The 16795-nt window shown below is 56.3% G+C and carries 15 protein-coding genes and 4 tRNA genes; 15 read left to right on the top strand and 4 right to left on the bottom strand.

The genetic code is table 11. The features are described from left to right. Positions 1-65 precede the first annotated feature (65 nt). Together J0G10_RS19780 and J0G10_RS19775 are read left to right on the top strand one after the other, a co-directional pair. Complete coding sequence (locus J0G10_RS19780) at positions 66-308, top strand: hypothetical protein (protein ID WP_095050825.1); 243 nt, start codon at positions 66-68, stop codon at positions 306-308. A 29-nt stretch (positions 309-337) separates the two neighbouring features. After that, on the top strand, positions 338-1087 hold the full coding sequence (locus tag J0G10_RS19775) for a TerC family protein (protein ID WP_007917342.1): 750 nt from the start codon (positions 338-340) through the stop codon (positions 1085-1087). 269 nt (positions 1088-1356) lie between these two features. Here J0G10_RS19775 and J0G10_RS19770 read toward each other — a convergent pair whose 3' ends face one another. Further along, a complete protein-coding gene (locus J0G10_RS19770; RefSeq protein ID WP_220556126.1) occupies positions 1357-2499 on the bottom strand; it encodes an IS481 family transposase in 1143 nt (380 codons plus the stop codon). Positions 2500-2633: 134 nt separating this feature from the next. Next, positions 2634-2828, bottom strand: a complete 195-nt coding sequence (locus J0G10_RS19765; RefSeq protein ID WP_220558901.1) for a hypothetical protein — start codon at positions 2826-2828, stop codon at positions 2634-2636. 210 nt (positions 2829-3038) lie between these two features. On the opposite strand from J0G10_RS19765, the gene J0G10_RS19760 reads away from it, so the two are divergent. From J0G10_RS19760 to J0G10_RS19750, 3 genes are all read left to right on the top strand, one after another. After that, positions 3039-3710 carry a peptidase C39 family protein gene (locus J0G10_RS19760; protein ID WP_095050823.1) on the top strand — a complete coding sequence of 224 codons (672 nt, stop codon included), beginning with the start codon at positions 3039-3041 and terminating at the stop codon, positions 3708-3710. A 90-nt stretch (positions 3711-3800) separates the two neighbouring features. Beyond that, on the top strand, positions 3801-4007 hold the full coding sequence (locus J0G10_RS19755) for a DUF6021 family protein (RefSeq protein WP_095050822.1): 207 nt from the start codon (positions 3801-3803) through the stop codon (positions 4005-4007). A gap of 12 nt (positions 4008-4019) precedes the next feature. After that, entirely contained in the window at positions 4020-4226 is a 207-nt protein-coding gene (locus J0G10_RS19750) for a hypothetical protein (RefSeq protein WP_220556524.1), read from the top strand. A gap of 54 nt (positions 4227-4280) precedes the next feature. Here the strand turns inward: J0G10_RS19750 and pbpG are convergent, their stop codons facing one another. Together pbpG and folD are read right to left on the bottom strand one after the other, a co-directional pair. Continuing rightward, positions 4281-5219 (bottom strand): D-alanyl-D-alanine endopeptidase, encoded by a 939-nt coding sequence (gene pbpG / locus J0G10_RS19745; RefSeq protein ID WP_095050820.1) that lies wholly within the window; start codon positions 5217-5219, stop codon positions 4281-4283. A gap of 230 nt (positions 5220-5449) precedes the next feature. Further along, entirely contained in the window at positions 5450-6304 is an 855-nt protein-coding gene (gene folD / locus J0G10_RS19740; RefSeq protein WP_038362797.1) for a bifunctional methylenetetrahydrofolate dehydrogenase/methenyltetrahydrofolate cyclohydrolase FolD, read from the bottom strand. Positions 6305-6579: 275 nt separating this feature from the next. Between folD and J0G10_RS19735 the strand changes: the two genes are divergently transcribed. The 10 genes from J0G10_RS19735 (at position 6580) to J0G10_RS19690 (ending at position 15977) form a co-directional block, all read left to right on the top strand. After that, positions 6580-6656 (top strand) — tRNA-Arg (locus tag J0G10_RS19735). A gap of 32 nt (positions 6657-6688) precedes the next feature. Next, positions 6689-6764: transfer RNA gene (locus tag J0G10_RS19730), tRNA-His, on the top strand. Positions 6765-6820: 56 nt separating this feature from the next. After that, positions 6821-6905, top strand: a tRNA-Leu gene (locus tag J0G10_RS19725). A gap of 77 nt (positions 6906-6982) precedes the next feature. Further along, a tRNA-His gene (locus J0G10_RS19720) sits at positions 6983-7058 on the top strand. A gap of 402 nt (positions 7059-7460) precedes the next feature. After that, a complete protein-coding gene (gene tig, locus J0G10_RS19715) occupies positions 7461-8771 on the top strand; it encodes a trigger factor (protein WP_095050817.1) in 1311 nt (436 codons plus the stop codon). 93 nt (positions 8772-8864) lie between these two features. Then, complete coding sequence (clpP, locus tag J0G10_RS19710) at positions 8865-9500, top strand: ATP-dependent Clp endopeptidase proteolytic subunit ClpP (protein ID WP_007951559.1); 636 nt, start codon at positions 8865-8867, stop codon at positions 9498-9500. Between the two features lie 112 nt (positions 9501-9612). Next, complete coding sequence (gene clpX, locus J0G10_RS19705; RefSeq protein WP_003223632.1) at positions 9613-10896, top strand: ATP-dependent Clp protease ATP-binding subunit ClpX; 1284 nt, start codon at positions 9613-9615, stop codon at positions 10894-10896. A gap of 163 nt (positions 10897-11059) precedes the next feature. Then, positions 11060-13456: an endopeptidase La gene (lon, locus tag J0G10_RS19700; RefSeq protein ID WP_007917325.1), complete on the top strand. Its 2397-nt coding sequence runs from the start codon at positions 11060-11062 to the stop codon at positions 13454-13456. Positions 13457-13604: 148 nt separating this feature from the next. Next, positions 13605-13877 (top strand): HU family DNA-binding protein, encoded by a 273-nt coding sequence (locus J0G10_RS19695; protein WP_003183171.1) that lies wholly within the window; start codon positions 13605-13607, stop codon positions 13875-13877. A 228-nt stretch (positions 13878-14105) separates the two neighbouring features. Continuing rightward, entirely contained in the window at positions 14106-15977 is a 1872-nt protein-coding gene (locus J0G10_RS19690; RefSeq protein ID WP_220556523.1) for a SurA N-terminal domain-containing protein, read from the top strand. Positions 15978-16795: the final 818 nt, after the last annotated feature.

The raw sequence follows: 16795 nt of genomic DNA, 5'->3' as shown, positions 1-16795 counted from the left end.
TCCCTAGAATGCCCAGCCATCGACGGCCGGTCTGTGAGCCTGTCTGTTCATTCGAAGGAAACCTTATGAAATACACAATCCCAGCATTGATGTTTACGTCTTTACTGCTTATGGCCGGTTGCGATCAGGCCGAGAAAAGCGCCCAGCAACTGATGGGCAAAGCGGCCGAAAGCGCCAAGCAAGCGATTGACGACACCCATAAAGCCGCTGAGCAGGCACTCAGTGATGCCACCGGCGGGTTGATCGAGAAAAAAGAAACACCGGAAAAAGACGCGGAAAACTCCGAATCTTCCTCCAAGACCATCTAATTCGTCTTACACAGAGTCAGGACTGACCCATGGAATATCTGTTACAGCTCGCCGCCAGCCCCACCGCTTGGGTTGCTTTGGCCACATTGGTGGTGATGGAAATCGTGCTCGGCATCGATAACTTGATCTTTATCTCGATCCTGACCAACAAATTGCCCAAGCAGTACCAGCAGAAAGCACGCCGTATCGGTATCGGCATGGCGTTGATCCTGCGTCTGGCACTGTTGAGCACCATCGCCTTCATCGTGCAGTTGACCGCACCTGTGATCGAGATCCTGGGCCAGGCCTTCTCCTGGAAGGACATGATCCTGATTGCCGGTGGTCTGTTTCTGGTCTGGAAGGCTACGACCGAGATCCATCACAGCATGGACCCGGCGCCGGAAGATCCGAAGTCGGCGACCTCGACAGTCACTTTGGGTTTTGCCGCGGCTATCGGCCAGATCCTGATGCTCGACATGGTGTTCTCGATCGACAGCATCATTACTGCGGTCGGTATGACCGAACACTTGCCGATCATGATCATCGCGGTGGTGGTGTCGGTGCTGGTGATGCTGTTTGCTGCTGAACCGCTAGCCAAGTTCATCAACGACAACCCGACGGTGGTGATGCTGGCTCTGGGCTTCCTGATCATGATCGGCATGACGCTGATCGCCGAAGGCTTCGGCGCCCACGTACCGAAAGGTTACGTGTATGCAGCGATGGCGTTCTCGGCAGCGATTGAAGTGCTGAACATGATGTCGCGCAGGGCTAGGCAGAAGAAGCTGGCTGAGCAGGCGTAACCGCTGAAAGTGAAAAGCCGCCTGAACTCTTTGGGGTCAGGCGGCTTTTTTTCGATTCGAGATTTTCAGTGTGGAATAGAGCCAGCCCCTCACCCCAGCCCTCTCCCGAGGGAGAGGGAGCCGATTTGTGGAGTGTTTTAGTCTTTAGTTCGGCTCGATATTTCAGGTCGGTGTAACTCGAGAAAACAACTCGATCAGTCCCCTCTCCCTCGGGGAGTGTATGTACCGGAGACATGGTGGACACATGTTCGGAGACATGGTGGACGGTTTTAGATCTTCTTACCTGCCGTCACGATCTGCAAGTTCAAGTCGATTCGGGCGATACGATGTCTACTCCAGTAGACATCGTGGATGCCGTCCTCCGTCGTTTCCCTGATAGCCACTGACCTCCCGTAAAATGCCTTTCCAACTGTGTATTCACGATTGCCCCAGTAGATCTCGCCCTTCACCTGAACCTTCCTGACCACATCCCCATCATCGTACTCAGGCGCCGCCGGTTGCTCCTGATATTCCCGCGGGCTACTGCTGTAGCGAGTAGCAGGAACCTGCATGCCCAGTGCTTGATGCGGGCGCTTCTGGTTGTAAATCTCACGCCAGATATCAAACGCCCGTTGCGCATCGTCCAGATCGATGAAGAGCTGGCCTTGCAGGACTTCCCTTTTCAGGCTGCGGTGGAAGCGCTCCAGCTTTCCCTGGGTTTGCGGGTGATAAGGTCGGGAGTGGCCGACCTTGATGCCCTGGCTCATCAGCCAGACCTCCAGTGCGGTATAAACACCTGTCTGATCACCCCATGGCGAACCGTTGTCCATCGTCATGCGTAAAGGCAGGCCGAAACGCCGAAAGGTCCTGATTAGATGCTCCTGAACGGTTTGGCGCTGCTCATTAATGCATGCCGCGATGCACAGCGAAAACCGTGAATGATCGTCCAATATCGTCAACGGATGGCAACGCCCCTGAGCCAGGCTGATATGTCCCTTGAAGTCCATCTGCCAAAGATCGTTGGGCGCTTCATGCTCGAACCGGATAAACGGTTTGATCTCAGCGGCCTTTGGATCAACGCGCGAATGACGCTGTAAAACCGCATGCACGGTACTGACCGAAGGCATCACTTTGCCGTCGTCTTCCAGCACACGCTTGAGCTTGCGAGCGCCCCAAGCGGCGTACTCCTGACTCACGGTCAGAATCTGCTGCTCAACATCGTCAGCGCAACGTTTGGGTGATGTCTTTGGTTGTCGAGACTGATCGATCAATCCCTCTGCACCTGAGGTCTCAAACCTGTTGAGCCATTTGTAGGCAGTGCTTGGGCTGATATTGAATCGACGGCAAAGCTGCCGAACATTGGCCCCTTCTTGCCGAGCCAACAGCACGAATTCTGAACGAAGCTGCACGGTGGACACCTCTTCCCAAGACACAGGCCATCTCCTTCGCGATGAGCAATGTGTCTATTAAAATGTGTCCACCATGTCTCCGAACACCTGTCCACCATGTCTCCGGTACATACAGGGAGAGGGCTAGGGTGAGGGGCTTTTGCCTTTGCTGTTCAATTTCAATGTGCGGCCGCGTGACGTACCCGCTGCTTCTCGGCTTTCTCAACCGCAGCAGGCTGAACCGGATGGTGATGATGGCGCCGCGAAACCCGCAGCACCCCCCACAACATGGCAGCGGCCACGGCCAGCCAGCCGGCAATCAACATTACGATGGTCATGGTCAGGCTCATCAGTGCCTCCTCTTCGCCCTGCATCGGGCCCACACTTTTTCAATTCGCTCTGTTTCAGTGACAGTCTAGACAATGGGGTGTTTCAGACTATTGACCAAAGGTCGATTGCGACCAATCAGTTTGCTCTATGCAATCGATGGGTCTGCCGCTTAAGGCTATACCGCAGCCGGGCGCGGCCCTATGATCGCAGGCGTTGCCGGAACACGATGACCGGCGTCTGAACAGAGAGTGATGATGGTGCAGGTATTTTCTCGAATTCGTGCGGCGCTAGTGGTGGCGGGTTGTGCGGCCGTGTTGGCCGGATGTGCAGGTACTGTGGCGCCTGAGGTCAAGCGTCTGCCGGAGCGGGTCGAACTCAGTGGCACGTTCTATCGCGGCGAAGCCAATCAGAGCGGCCCGCAAGTGTTGGCCAGCCTGTTGTCGCAGCAGGGCATCGTGATCACTCCGGGGTTGCTCGAGAAACCTCTGCACTTGCCGGGTGCCGAAGACAAATTGCAACGGAACCTGCAAAACCTCGCCCGCGAGTACGGCATGGTGGTTTACCCGCTGGACAGCAACCTGCCCGCACTGTTGACCCAAGTGGCGGCAGGCTATCCGGTGATGGTGCGCTTCAGCGAGGGGGCGGCATTCTGGGCCGAGCCGCGTTACGCAATCCTGTCCGGTTACGACCGCAACAAACAGAAGGTCTTGCTGCGTGCCGGCATGAACCGTCGCGAACTGATGAGTTTCAGCTCCTTTGAGTCGGCACTGGAAAAATCCGGTGGCTGGGCCGTGCTGATCCAGAAACCGTCGCAGATCCCGGCAGCCGTTGACCGTCAGCGCTGGCTCAAAGCAGCCGATGAACTGGCCCAGGCCGGTCAGGAAAACGAAGCGGCGCAGGCGCGCAAGGCGCTGGCAGCCCACTGAGTTCCCGTTCGTCATTTGCCGGGCACGACTGCGCCCGGCAAGCCTCCTACGAATAGAACCCGTTTTCTGCGGGTGAATCAGGAGGCGAACATGGCAGATTCCCCATCCCCGAAAGGGCCGCATTCGACCGAGCACTCGTCGGGTCATGATCTGGGTTTCGACCCGGACTCGCCGGACGTCGACGATCCGCAAGTCGATCCGGTTGGCCCGGCCAAGGCGCCGAAAGACGTGAAACCCGGTGAAGACCACAAGACACCGGCCAAACCTTATGACCCGTTAGCCAATCTGAAACCTTGATGAGAGGTGCGTATGAGTACTGACTCAAGCTTCGATGACCAAAAACCGGACAGCGTGCCCACGACGCCGGAGCCGGAGATTGATCCGGTGCTGGATCCGGACAGCCCGCTGCGCGATCCGATGGCCCGACCTAATGTCATGAAGCCGGAACATTCGCGGGATCCAAGTGCAGGCGATGGCATTCCTGATGACGACAAGATGCCGCTGCCCAATGACTGAAATGCAGGCGAAAAAAAGCCCCGAGGATTCGGGGCTTTTTCTTGCGCGCTCGGGTTACTTGGACGCTTCAACCACACCGCTCTGGCGTGACTTAAGGTTTTTCTCGGCCTTGTATTGTTGCGCCACCGCAGGAACGTTGGCGCTCTTACCGGTTTCCACCCAACTGCGAATACGGCTGGCATCGGCGAAGTGGGTGTATTTGCCGAAGGCGTCGAGAATGACCAGCGCGACCGGACGGTTACCCATCTTCGTCACCAGCACCAGGCAGTGACCGGCAGGATTGGTGAAACCGGTTTTGGTGATCTTGATGTCCCAGTCGGCCTTGTTCACCAGGTGGTCGGTATTGCGGAAACCCAGGGTGTAGTTAGGTTTGCGGAAAGACACGGTCTTTTCCTTGGTGGTGGTGAGTTCGCTGAGGAGCGGGTACTTATGCGCGGCCACCAGCAGCTTGCTCAGGTCGCGGGCGGTGGAAACGTTACGCTCCGACAGGCCTGTCGGTTCGACAAAGTGCGTACTGGTCATGCCCAGTGCCTTGGCTTTCGCGTTCATGGCCGCGATAAAGGCCGCGTAACCTCCCGGATAGTGGTGAGCGAGGCTGGCGGCCGCGCGGTTCTCCGAAGACATCAAGGCGATCAGCAGCATCTCGCGACGCGGCAGCTCACTCTTGAGTTTGACTCGAGAGAACACACCCCTCATTTCCGGTGTGTTGCTGATATCGACATTGATCCATTCGTCCATGTTCTGCCGGGCTTCAACCACTACCAATCCAGTCATGAGCTTGCTGACAGAAGCGATCGGCACGATCACGTCAGGGTTGCTGGAGTAGATGACTTTGTTGGTCTGCATATCCATGAGCAGTGCGCTGCCGGAGGCGATCTTCAGGCTCGAAGCGTCACGTGGGGCAGCGGTGGTTTCCGCAGCGTTGATCGTTGGCGTGATGAATGTGCCTGTAAAAGCAAAAAACAGGCTCAGAATCGAAAGACGAATTTTCACGCGGGCGAACTCATAAAGGTTGGATATTCCGTTAGTTTGTAACGGGTTATTTCTTCAAAGCGTCGCATTCTAGGAGTATGGCTGAAGATCTGTCGATGGTTGTTTGAATGACCTGAAAAACTCGTGAAAAGGCCTGTAAAAAGAGGGGTTTCCGGCGAACGGTTACAGTTTTTTCTCAGGCATGAAAAAACCCGCACGAGGCGGGTTTTTCTTAGTGCTGAAAGTACCACTCAGGCGTGCAGGGTTTCTGCCGCGTAGAGCGTGTTTTCCAGCAGGCAGGCGCGGGTCATCGGACCTACGCCACCCGGCACTGGAGTGATCCAGCCAGCGCGGGGCAGGGCGGTTTCGTAGACGACGTCGCCGACCAGTTTGCCGTCGTCCTGACGGTTGATGCCGACGTCGATCACGATCGCGCCTTCTTTGATCCACTCGCCTTTGACCAGGCCCGGCTTGCCGGCGGCCACCACCACCAGATCGGCACGACCAACGTGGCCGGCCAGATCCTTGGTGAAACGGTGAGTCACGGTCACGGTGCAGCCGGCCAACAACAACTCCATCGCCATCGGGCGACCGACGATGTTGGAGGCGCCGACGACCACTGCGTCCATGCCATAAAGGTCAGCGCCAGTGCTTTCCAGCAGCGTCATGATGCCTTTAGGTGTGCAGGGACGCAGCAGCGGAATGCGCTGGGCCAGGCGGCCGACGTTATAAGGATGGAAGCCGTCGACGTCTTTGTCCGGGCGAATGCGCTCCAGCAATTTGGAGGCATCCAGGTGCTCGGGCAGCGGCAGCTGAAGCAGGATGCCGTCGATTGCAGGGTCGTCGTTGAGGCGATCGATCAGATCGGTCAGCGCGTCTTGCGTGGTGTCGGAGGGCAGGTCGTAGGCTTGAGAGAGGAAGCCAACCTCTTCACAGTCTTTACGCTTGTGCGAGACATAAACCTGAGAGGCAGGATCGCTGCCGACCAGGATCACCGCGAGGCCGGGAGTGCGCAGGCCTTGCTGGCGACGCTCGGCAACTCGTTGGGCGATCTGCTGGCGCAGGCTGGCGGCGATCGATTTGCCGTCGATTAGTTGTGCAGTCATTGCGCGTGATTAACCATCGAGAGGGGAAAAAATGAGAACGCATTCTCGCATGTCGAGCGGTGAGGGCAAAGGCGCTTGGTCAGCAAATTCCTCTAACTCCTTTAATTAAATGAATTTTTTTCAAAAAGGATTTGACGACCTTCGGAGCGCTCTATACTATTCGTCGCACTTGTCGGGCACAGCCTAGCACTGGTTAAGAAGGTGAAGCGGAATCAAGGTTCTGCAACACTGGAAAGCACTTAGTTTGTAGTCCTTTAAGAGTACAGATTAATAAGGCGCCCGTAGCTCAGCTGGATAGAGCATCCGCCTTCTAAGCGGATGGTCGCAGGTTCGAGTCCTGCCGGGTGCGCCATTAGGCAGCTTTGGCACAAGTAACGCGATATGGTGGGCGTAGCTCAGTTGGTAGAGCACGGGATTGTGACTCCCGTTGTCGTGGGTTCGATCCCCATCGTCCACCCCATATTTCGAAAGGCGCCAGATGTAACAGTCTGGCGCCTTTGCTTTAAAAGCTTCATCGCGGATGTGGTGGAATTGGTAGACACACTGGATTTAGGTTCCAGCGCCGCGAGGCGTAAGAGTTCGAGTCTCTTCATCCGCACCAATTAAAGCTTCATTCATGTCTTCGGGCTGGTGAGGTTTCAACAAAGAAGTTGTTTGGCTTTTTTGTTACGCAATATGGTGGGCGTAGCTCAGTTGGTAGAGCACGGGATTGTGACTCCCGTTGTCGTGGGTTCGATCCCCATCGTCCACCCCATATTTCGAAAGGCGCCAGATTTAACAGTCTGGCGCCTTTTTTGTTTTAGCGGTTCTGAAAAGCGGCGATTGCCGGTTTCGGGGCGCAGGGGCAGGGCGCTTCGTCGTATTTATGTTGCTCGATGATGCTGTGCTGCTCGCCGGACTTGCTTGCAGGTTCGGCCGTCAGGGACTGATTGGCAGCCTCTTCTATATATAGAAGCGGTTGGCGCAGAGCCCTGGCGTGATTGGTTGTATTCGCCTGTGGGACGCGCTGCATCCGTGCATCGATCCCTATAAATTGCCTGCTGTTTTTTTACCCGTTTTCAGTAGGGTGACTTCTTGAGTTTGACCCACTAGAATGCATGCCCTTGATTCTGGGGTCGGAAACGGCCGGCTAACGTCTGTGCAACGAGGAATATCCATGCAAGTTTCTGTTGAAAATACTACTGCTCTTGAGCGCCGCATGAGCGTCACCGTGCCGGCTGAGCGCATTGAGAGCCAGGTCAACAAGCGTCTGCAGCAGACTGCCCAAAAGGCCAAGATTGCTGGCTTCCGTCCAGGCAAAGTGCCAATGAGCGAAATCAAGCGCCGTTTCGGTGCTGATGCTCGTCAGGAAGCCGTAGGCGACGTGATCCAGTCCTCCTTCTACGAAGCTGTGGTTGAGCAGAAGCTGAACCCGGCAGGTTCGCCATCGATCGAGCCTAAGTCGCTCGAAGCGGGCAAAGACCTGGAATACGTTGCTGTATTCGAAGTGTTCCCTGAGTTCACCGTTGCCGGTTTCGACGGCATCACCGTTGAGCGCCTGAGCGCTGACGTAGCTGACGCTGACCTGGACAAGATGCTCGACATCCTGCGCAAGCAGAACACCCGTTTTGAAGTGGCCGATCGCGCTGCCCAGAACGAAGACCAGCTGAACATCGATTTCGTTGGCAAGGTTGACGGCGAAGTGTTCGCTGGCGGTTCCGCCAAAGGCACTCAGCTGGTGCTGGGTTCCGGCCGCATGATCCCGGGCTTCGAAGAAGGTCTGGTTGGCGCTAAAGCTGGCGAAGAGCGCGTTCTGAACCTGACCTTCCCAGAGGACTATCAGAACCTGGACCTGGCTGGCAAAACCGCCGAGTTCACCGTTACTGTCAACACTGTTTCCGAGCCTAAGCTGCCAGAGCTGAACGAAGAGTTCTTCGCTCAATTCGGCATCAAGGAAAGCGGCATCGACGGTTTCCGCACCGAGGTTCGCAAGAACATGGAGCGTGAACTGCGTCAGGCGATCAAATCCAAGGTCAAGAATCAGGTAATGGACGGTCTGCTGGCCACCAACCCGATCGAAGTGCCTAAGGCGCTGCTGTCCAACGAAGTTGACCGTCTGCGTGTGCAGGCTGTTCAGCAGTTCGGTGGCAACATCAAGCCTGATCAACTGCCGGCCGAGCTGTTCGAAGAGCAAGCCAAGCGCCGCGTCGTGCTGGGTCTGATCGTTGCTGAAGTGGTCAAGCAATTCGACCTGAAGCCTGACGAAGCTCGCGTTCGCGAAATGATTCAGGAAATGGCTTCCGCTTACCAGGAGCCTGAGCAGGTTGTGTCGTGGTACTACAAAAACGAGCAGCAGCTGAACGAAGTGCGTTCGGTTGTGCTGGAAGAGCAAGTTGTGGATACTGTTCTGCAGAAAGCTAGTGTGACCGACAAAGCGGTCTCTTACGAAGAAGCAGTCAAGCCGGTAGAAGCTCCAAAAGCCGACTGATTGATTCCGCGTTAAGAAGTACACACCATAAGCCAGCTCTCGAGCTGGCTTATGCGTATTCAAGACATAACTATTTGGGAGCGACTGCAGAGCATGTTCCGTAATTCTTATATTCAGCAGAACTCTGATATCCAGGCCGCCGGCGGCCTGGTCCCGATGGTTGTCGAGCAATCTGCTCGTGGCGAACGCGCCTATGACATCTATTCGCGCCTGCTCAAGGAGCGAGTGATCTTTCTGGTTGGTCCGGTAGAGGACTACATGGCCAACCTGATCTGTGCGCAACTGCTGTTCCTTGAAGCCGAAAACCCGGACAAGGACATCCATCTCTACATCAACTCCCCGGGCGGTTCGGTGACTGCAGGCATGTCGATCTACGACACCATGCAGTTCATCAAACCGAACGTGTCGACCACCTGCATCGGCCAGGCCTGCAGCATGGGCGCATTCCTGCTGACCGCAGGTGCCCCGGGCAAGCGTTTCTGCCTGCCGAACTCGCGCGTGATGATTCACCAGCCACTGGGCGGTTTCCAGGGCCAGGCGTCGGACATCGAAATCCACGCCAAGGAAATCCTCTTCATTCGCGAGCGTCTGAACACGCTGATGGCCAAACACAGCGGGCGTACTCTGGAAGAAATCGAGCGTGATACCAATCGCGACAACTTCATGAGTGCAGAAGCTGCGAAGGAATATGGCCTGATCGACGAAGTGATCAACCAGCGCCCAGCTTAAAATAAGCAGCTCAAAATAGGCTTGGTCGGCTTGTCTGATCAGCGGCGGGCTTGAAAAAGCCCGCAATAGCCTTCATCTTGTGTTGCAAGCCTATCGGATTTGGATCGAACGAATGACTGACACCCGCAACGGCGAGGACAACGGCAAGCTGCTCTATTGCTCCTTCTGTGGCAAAAGCCAGCATGAAGTGCGCAAATTGATTGCCGGCCCCTCGGTCTTTATCTGCGACGAGTGCGTCGACCTGTGCAATGACATCATCCGCGAGGAGGTGCAGGAAGCCCAGGCCGAGAGCAGCGCGCATAAATTGCCTTCGCCTAAAGAAATCAGCGGCATCCTTGATCAGTACGTCATTGGTCAGGAGCGTGCGAAAAAGGTTTTGGCCGTAGCGGTGTACAACCACTACAAGCGCCTGAACCAGCGTGACAAGAAGGCTGATGACGTCGAACTCGGCAAGAGCAACATCCTGCTGATCGGCCCGACAGGCTCCGGTAAAACCCTGCTGGCCGAAACACTGGCCCGCTTGCTGAACGTTCCGTTCACCATTGCCGACGCAACCACCCTCACCGAGGCGGGTTACGTGGGTGAAGATGTCGAGAACATCATTCAGAAGCTGCTGCAGAAGTGCGATTACGACGTAGAGAAAGCCCAGATGGGTATTGTCTACATCGACGAAATCGACAAGATTTCCCGCAAGTCCGACAACCCGTCGATCACCCGGGACGTTTCCGGTGAAGGCGTGCAACAGGCCTTGCTGAAGTTGATCGAAGGCACGGTCGCTTCCGTACCGCCGCAAGGTGGTCGCAAGCACCCGCAGCAGGAATTCCTGCAGGTCGACACCCGTAACATCCTGTTCATCTGCGGTGGTGCGTTCTCTGGTCTGGAGAAGGTTATTCAAAACCGTTCCACCAAGGGCGGCATCGGCTTCAACGCAGAAGTACGCAGCAAGGAAGAAGGCAAGAAAGTCGGTGAATCCCTGCGTGAAGTCGAGCCTGACGATCTGGTCAAGTTCGGTCTGATCCCGGAATTCGTCGGTCGTCTGCCGGTCCTCGCGACGCTGGACGAGCTGGATGAGGCTGCGCTGATGCAGATCCTCACCGAGCCGAAAAATGCTCTGACCAAACAGTATGCCAAGCTGTTCGAGATGGAAGGCGTGGATCTGGAATTCCGGACCGACGCACTGAAATCGGTCGCCAAGCGTGCCCTGGAACGTAAAACCGGTGCTCGTGGTCTGCGCTCGATTCTCGAAGGTGTACTGCTCGACACGATGTATGAAATCCCCTCGCAGTCCGAGGTGAGCAAAGTCGTGATCGATGAAAGCGTGATCGAAGGCAAGTCCAAGCCACTGTATATCTACGAAAACAGTGAGCCGACGGCCAAGGCAGCGCCGGACGCTTAAGCGTCCAGTCTGCTGGAATAAAGAAGGGGCCTTCGGGCCTCTTTTTTTTTATGTCATTTTTTACATCCGCTTTGTGCTTGTTTTTTTTCAAGGCAGCCCCCATCTTGGTTTCAAGCTCAATTCCATCTGATTACGGCCATATGGCCGCCGTAGAGGCGAAATCATGAAGACAACCATCGAATTGCCTCTCCTGCCATTGCGTGATGTCGTGGTTTATCCGCACATGGTTATCCCGCTGTTCGTGGGGCGCGAGAAATCCATCGAAGCCCTCGAGGCCGCGATGACGGGCGACAAGCAGATCCTGCTGCTGGCCCAGAGAAACCCGGCTGACGACGATCCCGGTGAAGACGCTCTCTATCGCGTAGGTACCATCGCCACTGTTCTACAGCTTCTCAAGCTGCCTGACGGCACCGTCAAGGTTCTGGTCGAGGGTGAGCAGCGTGGCACCGTCGAACGCTTCAGCGAAGTCGACGGCCATTGCCGTGCCGAAGTCTCGCTGATCGAAGAAGTCGACGCTGCCGAGCGCGAATCCGAAGTGTTCGTGCGCACACTGCTGTCGCAGTTCGAACAATATGTACAGTTGGGCAAGAAGGTCCCGGCTGAAGTCCTGTCGTCGCTCAACAGCATCGATGAGCCGGGTCGCCTGGTCGACACCATGGCGGCGCACATGGCGCTGAAAATCGAGCAGAAGCAGGAAATCCTCGAAATCATCGATTTGTCGGCCCGGGTCGAGCACGTTCTGGCGTTGCTGGATGCCGAGATCGATCTGCTGCAAGTCGAAAAACGCATTCGTGGCCGCGTCAAAAAGCAAATGGAGCGCAGTCAGCGCGAGTACTACCTGAATGAGCAGATGAAGGCCATTCAGAAAGAGCTCGGCGACAGCGACGAAGGCCACAACGAAATCGAAGACCTCAAGAAGCGTATCGACGCTGCCGGTCTGCCGAAAGACGCGTTAGCCAAAGCCACTGCCGAGCTCAACAAGCTCAAGCAAATGTCGCCGATGTCCGCTGAGGCCACCGTGGTGCGCTCGTACATCGACTGGCTGGTGCAAGTGCCGTGGAAGGCGCAGAGCAAGGTACGCCTGGACCTGGCGCGCGCAGAAGACATTCTCGATGCCGATCACTACGGCCTCGAAGAGGTCAAGGAACGTATCCTTGAATACCTCGCCGTGCAAAAGCGCGTGAAGAAAATCCGTGGCCCGGTGTTGTGCCTGGTCGGTCCTCCGGGCGTGGGTAAAACCTCGCTGGCGGAGTCGATTGCCCATGCCACCAACCGCAAATTCGTGCGCATGGCCCTCGGTGGCGTGCGTGATGAAGCGGAAATCCGTGGTCACCGTCGGACTTACATCGGTTCGATGCCAGGAAGATTGATTCAAAAGATGACAAAAGTGGGTGTGCGCAACCCGCTGTTCTTGCTCGATGAAATCGACAAAATGGGCAGCGACATGCGTGGCGACCCGGCGTCGGCGTTGCTGGAAGTGCTCGATCCGGAGCAGAACCACAACTTCAACGACCATTATCTGGAAGTCGATTACGACCTCTCGGATGTGATGTTCCTGTGCACCTCGAACTCGATGAACATCCCGCCGGCGCTGCTCGACCGGATGGAAGTGATCCGTCTGCCGGGCTACACCGAAGACGAAAAGATCAACATCGCCGTCAAATACCTCTCGCCAAAGCAGATCGCCGCTAACGGTCTGAAAAAGGGCGAGCTGGAATTCGACGCTGAAGCGATCCGCGACATCATCCGTTACTACACCCGTGAAGCCGGTGTGCGTGGCCTCGAACGTCAGATCGCCAAGGTCTGCCGCAAGGCCGTTAAAGAGCACGCACTGGAAAAACGCTTCTCGGTGAAAGTGACAGCTGACTTGCTGGAACACTTCTTGGGTGTACGCAAATTCCGCTACGGTCTGGCCGAGCAACAGGATCAGATCGGTCAGGTCACCGGCCTTGCCTGGACTCAGGTTGGCGGTGAATTGCTGACCATCGAAGCCGCGGTTGTGCCGGGTAAGGGTCAGTTGATCAAAACCGGTTCGCTGGGCGATGTGATGGTCGAATCGATCACTGCCGCGCTCACTGTAGTGCGTAGCCGGGCCAAGAGCCTGGGCATTCCTCTGGACTTCCACGAGAAGCGCGACACGCACATCCACATGCCGGAAGGGGCGACGCCGAAAGACGGCCCTAGCGCTGGCGTAGGCATGTGTACGGCGCTGGTGTCGGCATTGACCGGCATTCCGGTGCGCGCTGATGTCGCCATGACCGGTGAAATCACGCTGCGTGGTCAAGTGCTGGCGATTGGCGGTCTGAAGGAAAAACTGCTGGCGGCTCACCGCGGCGGAATCAAGATCGTGATTATTCCGGAAGAGAACGTACGTGATCTGAAGGAGATTCCTGACAATATCAAGCAGGATCTGCAGATTAAACCGGTTAAATGGATTGACGAGGTCCTGCAAATTGCGCTGCAATACGCGCCGGAGCCCTTGCCGGATGTGGCTCCCGAGATAGTTGCCAAGGACGAAAAACGTGAGTCTGACTCTAAGGAAAGAATTAGCACGCATTAATACGCTTTTGCCTGGGGGGCTTCCTTGACAGTTTTTTAGAGCCCTTGTTATAAAGCGGCTCTTAAGTGTCTGTAGGCCATTCAGCACTCGTTTTTGCTTTCACCAAAAAACTTAGAATCATCTCAAAATAGATATAAGGGGACTTAGAGTGAACAAGTCGGAACTGATTGATGCTATCGCTGCATCCGCTGATATCCCGAAAGCTGCTGCTGGCCGTGCGCTGGACGCTGTAATCGAATCCGTCACTGGCGCTCTGAAGGCTGGCGACTCCGTTGTTCTGGTTGGTTTCGGTACTTTCTCCGTGACGGACCGTCCGGCTCGTACCGGTCGTAACCCTCAAACCGGCAAGACTCTGGAAATCCCGGCTGCCAAGAAGCCAGGTTTCAAAGCCGGTAAAGCACTGAAAGAAGCTGTTAACTAAGTTTTCAGGTTTTTACCCATCCGGGTCGGGGTCATGCCTGACTTGGCAGCGGAGCGGTAGAACAGGTAGCTGAAACAGTTGTCTGTAACGCCGGGATCGAGGGTTCGAGCCCTGTCCGCTCCGCCAGTTACGAGAAGGCGCATCCTCGGATGCGCCTTTCTTCTATCCGGATTCTACCCACGCTCCACGGTTGCCTAATTTTGAAGTTCAACCGTTTCTGGGGGACGCATGCTGCAGAATATCAGGGACAATTCACAAGGCTGGATTGCCAAGACCATTATCGGGGTCATCGTTGCACTGATGGCTCTGACCGGTTTCGACGCCATTTTCCAGGCCACGACTCACAAGAATGAGGCGGCCAAGGTCAACGGTGATGAAATCAGCCAGAACGAGCTGAGCCAGGCCGTTGATATGCAACGCCGTCAGCTGATGCAACAGCTGGGCAAGGACTTCGATGCTTCCTTGCTCGACGAAAAAATGCTGCGCGAATCGGCCCTCAAGGGTCTGATCGATCGCAAGCTGCTGCTGCAAGGTGCAGAGCAAGCGAAATTCGCTTTCTCCGAAGGCGCACTGGACCAAGTGATCCTGCAGACACCTGAATTCCAGGTGGACGGCAAGTTCAGCTCCGAGCGTTTCGACCAGGTGATCCGTCAACTGGGTTACAGCCGTATGCAATTCCGCCAGATGCTGGCTCAGGAAATGCTGATCGGCCAACTGCGCGCCGGTGTGGCGGGCAGTGGTTTCGTCACTGACGCCGAAGTGCTGGCATTTGCCCGTCTGGAAAAACAGACCCGCGATTTCGCGACCCTGAACGTCAAGGCTGACCCGGCGGCGGTCAAACTGACCGACGACGAGGTCAAGGCTTACTACGACGAGCACGCCAAGGAGTTCATGACTCCGGATCAAGTGATCATCGATTACGTAGAACTGAAGAAGTCTTCGTTCTTCGATCAGGTTGCCGTCAAGGACGAAGACCTGCAGGCGGCGTATCAGAAAGAGATCGCCAACCTGTCGGAACAGCGTCGTGCCGCGCACATTCTGATCGAAGTGAACGACAAGACCACCGAGGCTCAGGCCAAAGCGAAGATTGAAGACGTCCAGGCGCGTCTGGCCAAGGGCGAGAAGTTTGAAGCGCTGGCCAAAGAGTTCTCGCAGGATCCGGGTTCGGCCAACAATGGCGGCGACCTCGGTTATGCAGGCCCTGGCGTTTACGATCCGGCGTTTGAAAAAGCCTTGTACTCCTTGTCGAAAGACCAGGTGTCCGAGCCGATTCGTACCGACTTCGGTTATCACTTGATCAAGCTGTTGGGTGTGGAAGCGCCTGAAGTGCCGACCCTGGCCAGCCTGAAAGACAAGCTCACCCGCGAGCTGAAAGCCGCTCAGGTCGAGCAGCGTTTTGTCGAGGCGACCAAGCAACTGGAAGACTCCGCATTCGAAGCGTCTGACCTGGCTCAGCCAGCGGCAGATCTGAAGCTGACCGTGCACACCTCCAAGCCATTCGGCCGTGAAGGTGGCGAAAGTGTTGCGGCGAACCGCGCCGTGGTTACTGCTGCGTTCAGCACCGAAGTGATCGACGAAGGTGCCAATAGCACCGCCATCGAGCTGGATCCGGAAACCGTGATCGTGCTGCGTTCCAAGGAACACCTCAAGCCTGCGCAACTGCCGCTGGAAAACGTGAGTGCGGCGATCCGCACCCAGTTGACCAAAGAACACGCCAGCGCGGCTGCCAAGACCAAGGCCGAGAAGCTGATCGCGGATCTGCGCGATGGCAAGGCGCCGTTGGACAAGGCGGTTGATGGTCAGAACTGGAAAGCCACTGAAGCGGCCACCCGTGGTCAGGAAGGTGTTGATCCGGCGGTGCTGCAAGCGTTGTTCCGTATGCCGAAGCCGGCTGCGAAGGACAAGCCGACGTTCACCAGCGTGACGTTGCCGGATGGCAGTCTGATGATCGTGCGTCTGAATGGTGTTAACGAAGCGGCTGCGCCGACGGATGAAGAGAAGGTTCAGTACCGTCGTTTCCTTGCTTCGCGTGAGGGGCAGCAGGACTTTGCTGCTTATCGCAAGCAGTTGGAAGCTCAGGCTGACATCAAGCGGTTTTGATGGTTGACTGAGATGTGATGAGAGCCCCGGCCTGAATAGGTCGGGGCTTTTTTTTGGGCTTTGGGTAGTGGCGGCCTTTGGGCCGGCCATGTTCTTGGGGTTTTGGGTGAATATCCGTTGCTGCGGGTGTTGCCGCTGGCGGTTTCGCCCTTACGGCGAGTCCCTTTGGCAAACGCCCCAAAGGAACCAAAGGTCTTTGCCCTGACGTTCGGCCCACTCGCTAAAGCTCGGGGTTCCTTCGCTGCAGGATTGATCCGGGCGCAGCGTCTCCGGTTTGCTTCGCTGCACCTACTCCCGCTGTGTTTGGCTTCGCCAAACGGTCGCTGCGCTCCCACGCCCGGATCAAGCCCTCCACTCAGCCTGCCGACGGGCCTTCAGATCAGGATCAAAAGCTGCAGCCGAGCTAACGCTCATCCTGTGAGTGGTGAGGAGCAAAAGCCGCATGCGTTCTGCTGTTGCTCTTCTGTGTGCGAGCCTGCTCGCGAAGGCGGCCTGACAGCCGACCTGTTTTTTGCGGATGTACTCATTCCAATTGTAGGAGCGAGCCTGCTCGCGAAGGCGGCCTGACAGCCGACCTGTTTTTTGCGGATGTACTCATTCCAATTGTAGGAGTGAGCCTGCTCGCGAAGGCGGCCTGACAGCCGACCTGTTTTTTGCGGATGTACTCATTCCAATTGTAGGAGTGAGCCTGCTCGCGAAGGCGGCCTGACAGCCGACCTGTTTTTTGCGGATGTACTCATTCCAATTGTAGGAGTGAGCCTGCTCGCGAAGGCGGCCTGACAGCCGCCTGTTTTTTGCGGATGTACTCATTCCAATTG

Origin of the sequence: Pseudomonas germanica (genome assembly GCF_019614655.1) — a bacterium.
Lineage (GTDB): Bacteria > Pseudomonadota > Gammaproteobacteria > Pseudomonadales > Pseudomonadaceae > Aquipseudomonas > Aquipseudomonas neuropathica.
The sequence above is the reverse complement of the archived record's forward strand: the minus strand, read 5'-3'. Positions and strand labels throughout refer to the sequence as shown.